We start from the raw sequence: 13,562 nt of genomic DNA, 5'->3' as shown, positions 1-13,562 counted from the left end.
AGGTGGCCAGGCCCTCGTGCAATTCTTCGCTACCGGCGCGACGTAGTGGAGGGCCGTTCAGGGTCCGAGGTAGCCCCACGCGAGCAGGCGGTCGTTGTCGCCCTCGATCCAGCGTTCGCCGATGTCGTCACGGTAGTATAGATTCGGAATAATGATGTTCTCGATGCGGTCGTAGGCTTTCTCCTGGGCCTTCTGCATCGTCGGTCCCTTGCCGGTGGCGATGATGGCGATACCCGAGGTGCCCGCGACGCGCCACTGGCCGTTTACCTTCTTCGTGTCCTCGATGTGGATGCCGTCGCGGTCGTCGGTCTCGAAGACGATGGCCGCGTTGCGCGAGTTCTCGTCGAACGTCTTGTCGTCGTCGAACGGGAACGGCGGCACGCAGATGCGAACGGCAATCTGGTAGCCGTTGTGGACCTTCAGTTCGGGGTCCTCGCCGTGTGCGAGTTTGTAGAAGAACTCACCGGTCGGCGTCTTGAACGATTCCTCTTGCAGGACGATGGTCGGGTAGCCAAAGCGCGGCGTGAACTCGAGCGGGTAGATGCCTGAACTGTTGACGATGCAGTTGATGTCGATGCTCCCGACGTAGCCCTCCTCAGCGAGCCACTCTTCGAGGCGGCCGAGCGTCTCGCGGAACAGTTTGTTGCGAGCGGTCCAGAACATCGACGTCCCCATCTCGCCGGTCGAGGGGCCGATGTTGCCTGGAAAGAGTTTCTTGTGCTCGAAGTTGAAGTTGATCGGTTCGATGAATTTGTTCCCGTTAAAGAAGCCACAGACGGCGATTTCGACGCCCGAGACCCGTCGTTGTAGCTGAAAGCCCTTCATGCGGTGGCCCCACGCCTTCTTGTAGGCGCGAAGCACGTCCACGACGTCGCTGCCGTCGTCTTCGCGGCCCACGTAGAGCAGTCGTTTGACGTTCTGCACCTCGCCGAGCGGTTTGATGACGTACGGGCCGGGATTCTCGTGGATGTACTCGATTCCGGCGTCGAAATCCGAAAATTCACGATGCTGGATAGTGTTCACGTCGTGTTCTTTGAGAATCTCCATCGCGTAGCCCCGGTCGGCTTCGAGGCGGTCTGTGTTCGGCGTCCCGCCGACGACGGCCTTGCCCTGCTCGCGCAGTTCCTGGGCGAGTTCTCCGGTTCCCACGTCTGAACCGACCCAGATGTCGTCGAAGATGATGACGTCGGCCCAGTCGATTTCTGCCCGCCAGTCGTCGGTCTTCTCGACGAAGCCGTCTGCAATTTCGCGGTCTTCCTCGGTTTCGATGTAGTACTTTACGTCGTGGCCCTCCTGGGCGACCTGCCAGGCGGTGTCTCCGATGAGGGCCGCATCGAGCGAACAAAAGAGGAACTTCTTCGAGTCCATACGCCACCCGACTCGGGCCAGCGATAAATAATTCCCTCAGAGCGCGGGTTCGACGGAGGGAGTCGGCGTCGAAGGGTGGTACCGACGGGCATGTGTGGCTGAGACGGGGAGATACCCGGTCGGACACCTTTATAATCTCTACCCCCAATTTCCTGTCATGGTTCGATTTCTCGTCGCCACCAACGACGTCAAAACGAGCGAATCGCTCGTCGAGTATCTCGAAACCCGGGCAACAGACGGCGACGTGGTGTACGTCGTCAACTCGCTAGTCGGTGGTGACGACACCGACGACAAAGACGTGTTCGCCGGACGCGACGCCATCGAGTACGTAGAGGACACCCTCAGCGACAGCGTGACGGTCGAGACCCACCAGCTCGTCCGGGGCAACACGGCCGCAGAAGACATCCAGAAATTCGCTGCGGACAAGGACGTAAACGAAATCGTCATCGGCATCCGCAAGCGCAGTCCGACCGGAAAGGTCGTCTTCGGGTCGAACGCACAGGACATCCTCCTGAGTTCGGAACGCCCCGTCGTCGCGGTGCCCCTCTCCGAGTAAGGCACGCTTTTTTGTTCCCCTCTTCCAAACTATCGATTATGAGCCGAGAGCATCTCAAAACGGCGAGCGAACAACTGGCAGGAATCGCCGAGGACGTAGACGACGAGGCAGTGAGCGAGCGACTGGCCGGCCTCGCAGAACAGGTCGGGAAGTTCGCCACACAGACCCGCGGCCCGGACCACGGGCGGCTGGCGCGTATCGAAAATGCCCTGCACGAGATAAAAGCCAGCGTCGATGCAGAACAGAAAGCCGCCATCGAGCAGGCCCACGAAGAAATCAAGGCCTATCGGTCGACGGTCAGCGGAATTTAGTCGAGTAACTCTTCTGCGAGAATCGGGACGAACGTCCCGATGTCGGTCACCATCCCGATCGCCTGTGCGCTGCCACGGTCGAGCAGTTGCGTGACCGTCGCCGGACTGATGTCCACGCAGACCACCTTCGTCGTGGAGGGGAGGCAGTTCCCGACGGCGACCGAATGCAGCAGCGTCGAGAGCATGAGCACCATGTCGGCGTCCCGAGCCTGCTCACGGATGGCGTTCTGGGCCTCGATGGAGTCGGTGATGGTGTCGGGAAGCGGCCCGTCGTCGCGAATCGACCCGGCGAGGACGTAGGGCACGTCGTTCGCGACACACTCGTACATCACACCGGAGTCGATGAGGCCCTCCGCGACGGCCTCCTTGATGCCGCCGACGCGGATGATTTCGGAGATGGTGTAGATGTGGTGTTTGTGACCCTTGCGCGGGTGTTCGAGCGTTTCGACGTCCATCCCGAGCGAGGTGCCGTAGAGGTCGCGCTCCAGGTCGTGGACGGCGAAGCCGTTGCCGGCTGAGATACCGTCGATGTACCCCTCGCGGACGAGACGGGCGAGTGCCGGCCCGGCCCCGGAATGGAGCAGTGCGGGGCCACAGACGGCGAGAATCTTCCCACCCTCGTCTTTCGTCTTCTGCATCGCGTCTGCGACGTTCGAGATAGTGGTCTTCGAGGGGCGCTCAGAGGAGATGCCACCCTGCATGAAGCCGAACGCGCCACCAGACTCACGGGGCCGTTCTGGAGGTTTTACTTTGATACCGGATTCGCCGGTCACCACGAGGTCGCCCTCGTCGATGCCGTTCAACACCTTCGTGTAGGCGCGTGGTTCGTCCTCGTCTACGACCACGGCGCAGTCCATTTCGATGTCTTCGACTTCGAGCCATTCACCCTCGTAGCGAATCCACGTCGGGTGGTTGGTCGTCGAATAGAACCCGATGGGGACGACCTGGTCGCGGGGTGCGGGTTCGAGTTCCACGTCACGCACGTCGGAGGGGTTCGCCCCCATCTGGTGAAGTTCGTGGAGGATGCGGTGGAGTTCCTCGTCGGTTTCGGCCGAAACGGTGAGTCGGGCGTACGATTCGTCTGTCTTCTGTCGGCCGATGTTGAACTCCTCTACGTTGAACCAGCCGTCGAAGTCCATGATGATGCCGAAACAGGCCTGCATCATCCCGGAGTCGATGATGTGGCCTTCGAGTTCGACTTCACTCGAGACGCTCATGGAAAGATGTGAGAGACGGGGTGATAAGACGGTTGTGGGATTAGCTCTCAGTCAGCCAATCGACAGGCAACCGCCCACGCACAGTCGCTCACCGCGTCGAGGCGCTGGTAGAGTGCCCGTAGTCCCTCCGGTTCCGTGGCGGGCAAAACGTGAAATTCGATGGCACCGCCGCGCACCGCGACGCGGAACACGTCGCCCGTCTCGCGGTCGTACACCAGAAACAGCGGCATCGGCAAGTCGAACCAGTCGCCGAATGTGTACGGGTCGTCCTCTAATACACCCACGACCAGCGATTCGAGCGCCGTGTCTGACTGTTCTGGCGTGGGCGACAGCGTGAAGATGGTCTGTCCGGCGAAGACGACCCCGCCGTCGCGGGGGTACTCCCGGCGCGGGCGCTGTGGAATCTCGAAATCCGGAATGTCCGTACTCATGTCCCCTCTTACCCGTGCAATTCGTTCGCAATCACCTATATAGTATTGGCTCAGAAATCGACCGGACAGCCATTTATCTCGCCGCCGCGCATGCCTTCTGCAATCCAGTAAATCGAGAGCAAGAGCGTCACGAACGCGAGCAGCGCGAATTCGAGGCCGTCGAGCGGCAGGAACGTGAGCGAAACGGAGATGCCAAACAGCGAGAGGATGCCGACGATGAGGACGGACCCGCAGGCGGCACAGCCAGCCCCGAGCGTGCCGAGGATGAGGCCGGCGACGCCGGTGCTCCCGGTGCGAACCGACAGGTCGTGTTCGCGCAGGTGGTAGGTGACCATCGCGATGTCCACGCCGAACAACAGCGCGATACCGACGAGGAGGGAACCGGTGAGCAGGTCGAACGACTCACTCACGAAGGGGTAGAGTCCCGAGAGCAACGACAGTTGGGCGGAGAGCGTGAGGCTACCCGAGAACAGCGCGAAGCCCACGAGGTCCGGGTTCAGCGAGAAGACGAACAGCGTGAGGCCGAGAAACGCTCCCACCAGCGCGACGATGGTGTACGTGGGAATGGTGACGACCAGTCGGGCAGTACGGGCCATGAGACGCCAGTCACGTCCACGCGTCGGCAGGCGGATTCGGCTCATAGCTGGAGGGCGCTTTCGAACACCCGGAGGTCCTGTGCGCCGCGAACCGTCGTCTGGAACTCGCCGTCGACGAACAGGAAGAACGTCGGCGTGGCCGACGCGCCCGCGGCCTTCCCGGTATCGAGGTCCGTCTGCACCGCGTCGTCGTAGGCCTTGTCGCGGGCGTCCTGAACGATGGCCGCCGCATCGAGGTCCGTCTCCGCACTGAGAAACGCCTCGGTCTTCGCTAAGACGTTGTCAGTGGTGAACGACGGCTGTTCTGCGTAGTAGTGGTCGGTCAGCGCCCAGAACGCGTCTTCGTCGCGGGCGAACGTGGCCTCCATGGCCTGCGTCGCCGGTTTCCCCCACGGGTAGATGACCGGAAATCCGCGGTAGACGAAGGCGACCACGCCAGTGTCGATGTGTTTCGACGTGAGTTCCGGAAGCGTGTTCTGCTCGAAGCGCCTGCACGTGGGACACGACGGGTCCTCGTAGGCGACGATGAGGCGGTCGCGGTCGAGCGACCCGAGCACGGGCTGGGCGTCGAGGGCGTCGAGTGCCCGGTACTGGGGCTCCTCGGACGCCGAAGTCGAGCCGCCATCTTTCCCAGTGGTCGGGCCAGTACCCTCCATTCCGGCGTCTCCGACACCACCCACGCACCCAGCGAACGCGGAAACGCCCGTGAGGGCCGTTCCGGCGAGAAATCTCCGTCGATGCATAGCTCTCGTTCGACCCGTGGACGTATCATCGTTTTTCGGAATTGCACCAAACTCACACCAAAATTCGCGGGGAGCGTTTAACCGACTGCGACGCGTTTTGTTCGGTATGTGTGGGCGCTACAGCCTGTTTACGCCGCCTGAAGAGGTCGAGGAGCGGTTCGACGCGCGGTTCGAACGCTCGTTTCGGCCGCGATACAACGCGGCCCCCTCCCAGAACCTGCCCGTGATTCAGAACACCTCCCGAGACACTATCCGCACCCTCCGCTGGGGGTTGATTCCCTCGTGGGCAGACGACGCGAAGGTGGGGAACAAGCGCATCAATGCGCGGGCCGAGACCGTCCGCGAGAAACGCAGTTTTGCCGAAGCGTACGAACAGCGCCGCTGTCTCGTTCTCGCCGACGGGTTCTACGAGTGGGCGAAGACCGACTCGGGAAAACAGCCCTACCGCGTCTCGTTCGAAGACGACCGCCCGTTCGCGATGGCGGGCCTCTGGGAACGGTGGACACCGCCGCAGAAACAGACCGGTCTCGGCGACTTCGGTGGCGGTGACAAACCCGATGCCCGGGTCGAGCCGATCGAGAGTTTCACCATCATCACGACGGAGCCAAACGACCTCATCGAACCGCTGCACAACCGGATGGCCGTCATCCTCGAACCCGAGGCCGAAGACGCGTGGCTTACCGGCGACCCCGAGGAGGTCTACGACCTGCTCCGTCCGTATCCCGACGACAGCGACCTGCGGGCGTACCCCGTCTCGACGGTCGTCAACAATCCGAGCAACGACCGCCCGGAGATTGTAGAGGAGGTCGACCTCGCCGCATGACGATTGACCACATCGAATACACGTTCACGGAGGGGATGAGCGAACGGGACGTAGACCGGATGCTGAAATCGACCGAGACGGGCGTCCTCGCGCTCTCGCGAGGCGGTGAAGCCTACGCGATTCCGGTCGCGTTCCACTACGACGGCGAGCGAATTATCATTCGTCTCGGGCGACACCAGGGAAGCGAGAAGATGGCCTTCATCGAGACGACGACGCAGGCGTGTCTCACCTGCTACGACTACGACCCACCCGATGACTCCTGGAGCATCATCGCCCGCGGGTCGCTACGCGAACTCACGGGTGCGGAGCGAGCGACGTACGACGACGCGACGGTCAATGAGGCGTTCATCCCGATTCGAATCTTCGGGGAAGCCACCGAGGAACTGGAACCGGCACTGTTCGAACTCGAAATTAGAGAACTGACTGGCCGACGAACCGGCTAGTCGGGACGACTGGTCGGTGGTCAGTCGGACCGGTTGCTGGTCAGTCGAACAGGTCGGTGTAGCGTTCTGCGAGATTCGTGTACTCACCGGACGAGTAGTCGGTGAAGATGGTTTCTGGGTCGATGGTGGTCTCAGAGAGTGGCGTCACGATGGCCGGTACCCCGCGGACGAACGATTCGGCGGGGATGTGGTAGTCCTCCGGAACCACGGACCCCGAGGCGACGATGCTCTTTTTCCCGACGACGACACCTGCGTTCAACACGGCGTTGAAGCCGACGAGCGCCCCGTCCTCGACGCTCGCCTCGTTGATGACCGCCCCGTGGCCGACCATCACGCGGTTGCCGACGTTCGAGGCGTGAATCATCGCGTTGTCTCCGACGTGCGATTGCTTTCCGACGCGGACGGGACCGATGTCCCCGCGCAACACGACCCCCGGCCAGACGCTCGCGTCTGCCTCGACCGTCACGTCCCCGATGAGCGTCGATTCGCGACTCACGTGTGCCTGTTCGTGAATGTTCGGGCGCATCCCCTCGAATTCGTAGTGACGACGGTCACTCATGGCCGGGTGTACGTTCGCCAACATGATAACAATACGCACACGTCGGTCAGTACCACCGCAAGCACAACACGTATGCGAATGTGCTGAGACACCTCGTCCATGCATCTGGCCCGCGTTCGCACGCCGGACGGCGTGATTACCGGCGAGTACGAAGACGGTGTCGTCATCCACAACGAAACGGCTTACGAGGTGGGTGAGAACGCCACGCTCCTCGCGCCGAGCGACCCCTCGACGTTCTACTGTGTCGGCCGAAACTTCGGGAAGAAGATAGAGCAGATGTCCTACGAGATTCCGGACGAACCTGATTTCTTCATCAAACCGGCCGTCTCGTTGCACCATCCCGACCAACCCATCGAGTACCCCACGTTCACCGAGGAACTGACCTACGCCGGCGAGCTGGCCGCGGTCATCGGCGAGCAGTGCCACGACCTGACGCCGGCGGAAGTGCCCGACGTCGTCCGCGGCTATACCATCATGAACGACCTGGACGCACTCGACCAGCCCCGCCGGACGGCGCGAAAGGCGTTCGACGGCTCTGCCCCGCTCGGGCCGGTCATCGCCACCGACGTAGACCCCTCGAATCTGGCGATGGAGACGACGATAAACGGCGAGCAGCGCCAGAAGGACCACACCGAGAACATGCTGTTCGACCCCATCGAGGTCATCGCGTTTCTCTCCGAGCGGTTTACGTTCAAACCCGGCGATATCATCTCCTTTGGCAGTCCGGCGAACCCCGGCCTGCTCGAACCGGGCGACGAAATCGAAATCTGGTACGAGGGCATCGGCACGCTCCGGAACACCGTGTCTCCGTCATAGATTCATTACCGTCGCCAACCAACAGGTAGGCAGGGTGGCGCATGTACGAACACATTTTACTGCCGACTGACGGCAGCGAGGGGACAGAACGCGCGGTCGAGAACGCAATCGACCTGGCGAAGACGTACGGAGCGAGTCTGCACGTGCTCTACGCCGTCGAGTTTACCGGACTCGACCTCTTAGAGGAACTGAACGTAGAGCGATTTCTGGAAGAACTCGAAGCCAGAGGCGCGAAGCTTTTAGAAGACGTCGAGGTCCGCGCAGAGGACGCCGGCGTGACCACGGTGACGACCATGGTTCGGGACGACCCCCGCGACGGCATCCTCACCTACATCGAGGAAAACGACATCGACCTCGTCGTGATGGGGACCCACGGCCGGTCGGGACTGTCCAGACTGCTGCTCGGGAGCGTCACCGACCGCATCGTCCGCGAGGCTGACGTGCCCGTGCTCGTGGTGCGCAAACCGGAGGAGTAGTCAGTCTTCCTGCGACGGAATCGGCTGTGGCGTCGAATCGGCCGCTGCGTCTACGAGTCGCGCAGAGAGGGTGCCGTCTCGCAGCGTGATGTGGGCGGTGGTAAACGCCGTCTCAAACACCTGAAAGTGGTTGCCGTCGGCCGCGACCCGCGTTCGAGCGCGGACGAGTCCGTGTGCTTCGAGCGTGCGAAGCCGCCGGTAGACGGTCGGTGGGGAGAGGTCACAGCACTCACACAGCTCCTTCGCAGAGCGCGGCGTGCCGGACAGTGCAGTGAGAATCGACCGAGCATAGGCATCGCCAAACACGTCGAGTACGTTTTCGCTATCGGTGTCAACGGTCACAAATTCGCCTCGTAGGACGACGTACCGTGCTTCTGCCCTTAGCCTTTTTCCGGGATAGAGAACACTGTCCGGTTATTATGAATCTCTGCTCGCAGACTCTGGACAATGCGTTTCGCCCTGGTGGCGCTGTGTGTCGCCTGCCTCACAGTCGGCGTGCTCGCCCCTGCGAGTGCGCCCGTGCAAGTCACCTACGTCTATTCTGGAAGCATGGAACCCGCAATTGCCACGGGCGACGGCTTCGTCGTCGTTCCGCCGACAGCCGTCGAACGCGGCGACATCGTCGTCTACGAGGCGACCCGCGAGGACGAACTGGTCACCCACCGCGTCGTCAGCGAGACGGCCGCCGGATTCGTCACCAAGGGCGACGCGAACCACGCCACCGACCAGGAACGGGGCGAGCCGCCGGTTCAGCGAGACGCCATCGTCGGCGAAGTCCTCACCGTCGATGGGGCGCCGTTGGTCGTCCCGCGACTCGGCGCGCTGTTGCAACTGGCCGACCTGCCGCTGCTGGCGGGCGCGACTGTTCTCGGCGCGTGGCGCTACGTCGAGTCCTAATCAGCGATAGCCCACGTCCTCGTCCAGTTCGATACGACTCCTGATGAAGTTCCCCGTGCCGCGGGCGATGACGTCACCGTCGCTGTCTCTGACCACCGCGTCGGCGATGAGTTGACTCCCGCTCTGGTGGACGACTTCGCCTTCGGCCTCCATCCAGCCCTCGGTGATGGGTTTGGTGAGATAGAGATTGAACTGCGAGGTGAGGACGAACACGTCTTCGACGAGCGAGTTCGCGGCGAAGAACGCGGCGTCGTCGAGCGCCTTGAAGTAGGTCGAACCGTGGACGGCGTTGGCGGCGTGGAACTGGTCTTCCTTTACCGGCATCGTGAGCGTGGCACGCCCCTCCTCGATGGTGATTTCGGGTTCGTAGTACTCGTTGCAGGGTGCATCTGCGTACATCTCCTCGAGTTTGCGAAAGTGGGCGGTGTTGGGCATGGGAGGAATGGAGCGATGTGCCACCATAACTCACAGGGTTTCGGCATGCAGCGTGGCCGTGTCACCGCCCCACACGGCGTTTTGGGAACAAAACGCTTTACCTGTCGTTCGGGCTAAAATCGCCAATGAGTTACAAAATCGGCCTTGTCGGCAAGCCGTCTGTCGGCAAGTCGAGTTTCTTCAATGCGGCCACGATGAACGATGTGCCGGAGGGGGCGTATCCGTTTACGACCATCGACCCGAGCGTGGGAGAAGCCTACGCTCGCGTTGAGTGTGCGGCCCCCGAATTCGACGAGGAGTGTACCCCGACGACCGGCTACTGCGACCACGGGATGCGCTTCGTCCCGACGAAACTCGTGGACGTGGCGGGCCTGATTCCGGGCGCACACGAGGGCAAGGGCCTCGGCAACCAGTTCCTCACCGACCTGAACGAAGCCGACGTGCTCATCCACATCGTCGATTTCTCGGGCAAGACCGACGCCGAGGGCGAACAGACGGAGGGTCACGACCCCCGCGACGACATCGAGTTCTTGGAGAACGAACTCGACATGTGGTATCTGGAGATTCTAGAGAAGGGCATCGAGCGCTACAACGGAAAGTACCAGGCCGAGGAGCTGAAAATCGAGGTCGAACTCGCAGAACAGATGTCCGCGTTTCGGACCAACAAGGACGAACTGAAGCAGGTCATCCTCCGCTGTGACCTCGAACTCGACCCCGACGAGTGGGACGAGGCAGACCGCGAACGACTCGCCCGTGAGATTCGCAAGGTGACCAAGCCCATCATCATCGCGGCCAACAAGATGGACACCCCAGAGGCGCAGGCGAACTACGAGGAAGTCACGGCCGACCCCGATTATGAACACCTGACCATCATCCCGGCGAGTGCCCACGCAGAGAAGGCGCTCAAGAAGGCAGACGAACAGGGCGTCGTCGACTATCGACCCGGCGACGAAGACTTTGAAATTCTCGCAGACCTCTCCGCAGAACAACAACAGGGGTTAGAGCAGATTCGGGAGTTCATGCAGGCCCACGGCGGGACGGGCGTCCAGCAGGCGCTCGAAGCGGCGCTGTTCGACGAACTCGGCGTGAAGGCCATCTTCCCGGGCACGGCAAACGGCAAGTGGGACGAGAAGGGCAAGTTCCGCGATTGCTTCTTACTGCCCGAGTACGCAACCGCAGAGGGGTTCGCCTACCACCTCCACACGGACATCGGCGACGGCTTCCTCCACGCCATCGACTGCCGGTCGAAGCGGCAGGTCGGCGCGGACCGCGACCTCTCACACCGCGACGTCATCGAAATCGTCTCGACGAACTGACCCGGCGAGTCATCCTTATCTCGCCTCCGGGCCGAAGGGTTGCATGGACGGCCACGGGCGGGGATTTTCGACGCTCACAGAAGAGATAACAGCACACCCACTCCCGGTCGAGGGCGACCTCCCGCAGTGGCTTTCGGGGACCCTGCTCCGAAACGGCCCCGCCCACTTCGAGGTCGGCAACGGGCGCGTGAACCACTGGTTCGACGGGCTCGGAATGGTGCGAAAGTTCGCCATCCACGGTGGCGACGTGTCCTACTCCAATCGGTTCCTGCGGTCTGAGACATACCAAACTCGCATGAACGGCGACCTCAGACTGGGGACGTTCGGCACCGCGGGGTCGCAGGGACTGCTCAAAAAACTCAAGTCGTTCGTCTTCCCCGAAGCCACCGACAACGCGAACGTCACCGTCGCGCAGTTTGGCACCCGGTTCGTCGCGCTCACCGAGGTTCCGAACGTCGTCGAGTTCGAACCGGGAACGCTCGAAACGGTCGGACACTTCACGTTCGACGACGACCTCACCGGGCACCTCTCTACGGCGCACGTCCACCACGACGCAGCGCGCGCGGAGACCGTTGGCCTGCTCACGAAGTTCGGACGGCGAAACACCTACACCATCTACCGACTCCCGGACGGGACTGCGACCCGCGAAGTCGTCGCCACCATCGAAGCCCCGAGACCGGCGTACACGCACAGTTTCGCGCTCACCGACCGGTACGCGGTGCTCACCGAGGTGCCGTTCACCGTGAACCCACTCAGCTTCCTCAAACCGGGCGACGACGGATTCATCGACCACTTCTCGTGGGACGCGGCGGAGAAGACGACGTTCATCATCGTAGACCGCGAACGCGAGGCGATGGTCGCGACGCCCGAGACGGACGCCTTCTTCGTGTTCCACCACGTGAACGCGTTCCAGCGCGACGATTACCTCGTCATCGACCTAGTAGCGTACCCGGACCCGCGTGTCATCCAGGGCCTCTATCTCGAACGCCTCGCGAGCGGCGAGTACGAGGGACTCGTCGGCGAACTCCGTCGCTACACAGTTCCCCTCACCGAGGGCGACACGGGGCGTATCGAGAGCGAGTCGCTATGCGAGACGCCGATGGAACTGCCGACCATCTCCCCGCACGTCCGCAGGCAACCCTACCGGTACGTCTACGGGCAGGGGAGTCTCGTCGAGGGAGGCACGTTCTCTAACTACCTCGTCAAGGCCGACATCGAAGAACGGACCGGGACGCGCTGGAGCGAGTCGGCGACGTTCTGTGGCGAACCGGTGTTCGTACCCGCACCGGCCCCAGCGCGAGAGGACGACGGCGTCGTCCTGTCCGTGATTCTCGACGCAGACCGCGAAGCGTCTTCGCTGCTCGTCCTCGACGGCGAGACGTTCACCGAGGTTGCGAGAGCAGAACTCCCGCACGTCCTCCCCTTTGACTTCCACGGTCAGTTTTTCGACCGCGTCTGGTGACGCGCGAACCGTTATCTTCGTCGCTCCCGAGAGAGGGATATGCCACGTGTCCCATACGTTGATTTTTCCGATCCCGACCCAGCAGTGGACGCGCTTGTCGAGGAGACGAATCTCGGCCCGCTGAACGTGTTTCGCGCCATCGCGAACAACCCGCCTGCGCTGGCAACCCTGACCAAATCCGCAGGAACGCTCTGGGCCGAGGCGGGCATCGACATACGCGCGGTCGAACTCGTCATACTGACCGTCGCCCGAGCCACGGACTGCGAGTACGAGTGGCACCAGCACGTTTCCGTCGCACTCGACGCCGGGCTGGCCGAAGAGACCATCCTCGCAATCAGTTCGGGCGCGGTGGCAGAGCTCGCACCCCTTGACGCCGCACTGGTCGACTACGTGACCGCGTACGTCCACGAGTCAGTGGACGACGCGGTTCACGACCGGTTGCGCGAGCACGTAGACGACCGAACCGTCGTGGGCGTTGCGATGCTGGCCGGCGAGTACTTCGCCCTCTCCCGGACCATCGCAGCACTTTCAGTCGAACCCGAAGACGAGTTCGTCGGCTGGGACCTCGCAAATCTGGAACGACCAAACTGACGGATAGTCCGGCAACCGATGAACGACGATTTTCTCCATGCTATTCCTACACACGGTTATCGAGTCGGTTGACTCGGAGGTTGACGATGACACGCAGCACAGCACCGGAACAACGGCACCTCGCCCTCAGCGAACGGTTTTTCGACGAGTACCTGATGGGCGGTATCGACATCTTGGACGACCTCGTCGCCCCGGACTTTCGGGGCCACGGTTTCGGTGGGCACGACGGGGAACTCGTGGGCGCGGACGGTCTTCGGTCGTATTTCGGCGCGGCGCTCGGAACCAGCAGGTACGACGTTCACGAGCGGTTCGCGGCCGGCGATACGGTCGTAACTCGGTGGACAGTGTATACTGCCAACGACATGGTCCGCGGGGGACCGTCACCGACCGGTGGCGAGACCGAGATGTCCGGCATTACCGTAGAGCGATTTGCCGACGGCAAACTCGCCGAGATGTGGGTGCAGGCCGATTACCTCCACCTGTATCGGCAACTCGGCCTCGTCTCTGAGCCTGTCGAGTGAG

19 protein-coding genes are annotated in these 13,562 nt (G+C 62.3%); 11 read left to right on the top strand and 8 right to left on the bottom strand.

Features of this window, described 5'->3' with window-relative positions:
• Positions 1 to 57: 57 nt before the first annotated feature.
• Positions 58 to 1,368, bottom strand: a complete 1,311-nt coding sequence (locus P1M51_RS02745) for a phosphoribosylamine--glycine ligase (RefSeq protein ID WP_276246664.1) — start codon at positions 1,366 to 1,368, stop codon at positions 58 to 60.
• Positions 1,369 to 1,525: 157 nt separating this feature from the next.
• On the opposite strand from P1M51_RS02745, the gene P1M51_RS02740 reads away from it, so the two are divergent.
• Both P1M51_RS02740 and P1M51_RS02735 read left to right on the top strand, forming a co-directional pair.
• On the top strand, positions 1,526 to 1,924 hold the full coding sequence (locus tag P1M51_RS02740; RefSeq protein WP_276246663.1) for a universal stress protein: 399 nt from the start codon (positions 1,526 to 1,528) through the stop codon (positions 1,922 to 1,924).
• Between the two features lie 38 nt (positions 1,925 to 1,962).
• Positions 1,963 to 2,235, top strand: coding sequence for a hypothetical protein (locus P1M51_RS02735; protein ID WP_276246662.1), 273 nt, complete (start codon positions 1,963 to 1,965; stop codon positions 2,233 to 2,235).
• Here the strand turns inward: P1M51_RS02735 and P1M51_RS02730 are convergent.
• Genes P1M51_RS02730 through P1M51_RS02715 form a run of 4 tightly spaced genes read right to left on the bottom strand, consistent with a single transcriptional unit; the run spans position 2,232 to position 5,222 of the window.
• Positions 2,232 to 3,452, bottom strand: coding sequence for a TIGR00300 family protein (locus P1M51_RS02730; RefSeq protein ID WP_276246661.1), 1,221 nt, complete (start codon positions 3,450 to 3,452; stop codon positions 2,232 to 2,234). The two genes, P1M51_RS02735 and P1M51_RS02730, sit on opposite strands and share 4 nt — an antisense overlap.
• A 47-nt stretch (positions 3,453 to 3,499) precedes the next feature.
• Entirely contained in the window at positions 3,500 to 3,883 is a 384-nt protein-coding gene (locus tag P1M51_RS02725) for a hypothetical protein (protein WP_276246660.1), read from the bottom strand.
• A gap of 50 nt (positions 3,884 to 3,933) precedes the next feature.
• The gene (locus P1M51_RS02720; RefSeq protein ID WP_369685079.1) at positions 3,934 to 4,524 is read right to left on the bottom strand and encodes a hypothetical protein; all 591 of its coding nucleotides are present in this window, start codon (positions 4,522 to 4,524) and stop codon (positions 3,934 to 3,936) included.
• Entirely contained in the window at positions 4,521 to 5,222 is a 702-nt protein-coding gene (locus P1M51_RS02715) for a thioredoxin domain-containing protein (RefSeq protein ID WP_276246658.1), read from the bottom strand. Before P1M51_RS02715 ends, P1M51_RS02720 begins: the two co-directional genes overlap by 4 nt.
• 106 nt (positions 5,223 to 5,328) lie before the next feature.
• Here P1M51_RS02715 and P1M51_RS02710 point away from each other — a divergent pair, with 106 nt between their 5' ends.
• Entirely contained in the window at positions 5,329 to 6,045 is a 717-nt protein-coding gene (locus tag P1M51_RS02710; RefSeq protein WP_276246657.1) for an SOS response-associated peptidase, read from the top strand.
• On the top strand, positions 6,042 to 6,488 hold the full coding sequence (locus P1M51_RS02705) for a pyridoxamine 5'-phosphate oxidase family protein (protein ID WP_276246656.1): 447 nt from the start codon (positions 6,042 to 6,044) through the stop codon (positions 6,486 to 6,488). Before P1M51_RS02710 ends, P1M51_RS02705 begins: the two co-directional genes overlap by 4 nt.
• Positions 6,489 to 6,528: 40 nt before the next feature.
• On the opposite strand, the gene P1M51_RS02700 is transcribed toward P1M51_RS02705, so the two are convergent.
• Entirely contained in the window at positions 6,529 to 7,047 is a 519-nt protein-coding gene (locus P1M51_RS02700; RefSeq protein WP_276246655.1) for a gamma carbonic anhydrase family protein, read from the bottom strand.
• Between the two features lie 99 nt (positions 7,048 to 7,146).
• Between P1M51_RS02700 and P1M51_RS02695 the strand changes: the two genes are divergently transcribed.
• On the top strand, positions 7,147 to 7,863 hold the full coding sequence (locus P1M51_RS02695; RefSeq protein ID WP_276246654.1) for a fumarylacetoacetate hydrolase family protein: 717 nt from the start codon (positions 7,147 to 7,149) through the stop codon (positions 7,861 to 7,863).
• A 41-nt stretch (positions 7,864 to 7,904) separates the two neighbouring features.
• Entirely contained in the window at positions 7,905 to 8,339 is a 435-nt protein-coding gene (locus tag P1M51_RS02690; protein ID WP_276246653.1) for a universal stress protein, read from the top strand.
• Here the strand turns inward: P1M51_RS02690 and P1M51_RS02685 are convergent, their stop codons facing one another.
• Positions 8,340 to 8,681, bottom strand: coding sequence for a winged helix-turn-helix domain-containing protein (locus P1M51_RS02685; RefSeq protein ID WP_276246652.1), 342 nt, complete (start codon positions 8,679 to 8,681; stop codon positions 8,340 to 8,342).
• A gap of 105 nt (positions 8,682 to 8,786) precedes the next feature.
• On the opposite strand from P1M51_RS02685, the gene P1M51_RS02680 reads away from it, so the two are divergent.
• Positions 8,787 to 9,236 carry a signal peptidase I gene (locus P1M51_RS02680; protein WP_276246651.1) on the top strand — a complete coding sequence of 150 codons (450 nt, stop codon included), beginning with the start codon at positions 8,787 to 8,789 and terminating at the stop codon, positions 9,234 to 9,236.
• Here P1M51_RS02680 and P1M51_RS02675 read toward each other — a convergent pair whose 3' ends face one another.
• Positions 9,237 to 9,671 carry a PaaI family thioesterase gene (locus tag P1M51_RS02675; protein WP_276246650.1) on the bottom strand — a complete coding sequence of 145 codons (435 nt, stop codon included), beginning with the start codon at positions 9,669 to 9,671 and terminating at the stop codon, positions 9,237 to 9,239.
• 125 nt (positions 9,672 to 9,796) lie between these two features.
• Here P1M51_RS02675 and P1M51_RS02670 point away from each other — a divergent pair, with 125 nt between their 5' ends.
• The 4 genes from P1M51_RS02670 (at position 9,797) to P1M51_RS02655 (ending at position 13,561) form a co-directional block, all read left to right on the top strand.
• Entirely contained in the window at positions 9,797 to 10,987 is a 1,191-nt protein-coding gene (locus tag P1M51_RS02670) for a redox-regulated ATPase YchF (RefSeq protein ID WP_276246649.1), read from the top strand.
• A 43-nt stretch (positions 10,988 to 11,030) separates the two neighbouring features.
• Positions 11,031 to 12,449: a carotenoid oxygenase family protein gene (locus P1M51_RS02665; protein WP_276246648.1), complete on the top strand. Its 1,419-nt coding sequence runs from the start codon at positions 11,031 to 11,033 to the stop codon at positions 12,447 to 12,449.
• A gap of 39 nt (positions 12,450 to 12,488) precedes the next feature.
• Positions 12,489 to 13,040 carry a carboxymuconolactone decarboxylase family protein gene (locus tag P1M51_RS02660; RefSeq protein WP_276246647.1) on the top strand — a complete coding sequence of 184 codons (552 nt, stop codon included), beginning with the start codon at positions 12,489 to 12,491 and terminating at the stop codon, positions 13,038 to 13,040.
• An 86-nt stretch (positions 13,041 to 13,126) separates the two neighbouring features.
• Positions 13,127 to 13,561, top strand: a complete 435-nt coding sequence (locus P1M51_RS02655) for an ester cyclase (RefSeq protein WP_276246646.1) — start codon at positions 13,127 to 13,129, stop codon at positions 13,559 to 13,561.
• Position 13,562 lies beyond the last annotated feature (1 nt).

The sequence above is a fragment of the Haladaptatus sp. QDMS2 genome (assembly GCF_029338295.1).
GTDB lineage: Archaea > Halobacteriota > Halobacteria > Halobacteriales > Halococcaceae > QDMS2.
This window is presented reverse-complemented; position numbering and strand designations above follow the sequence as displayed.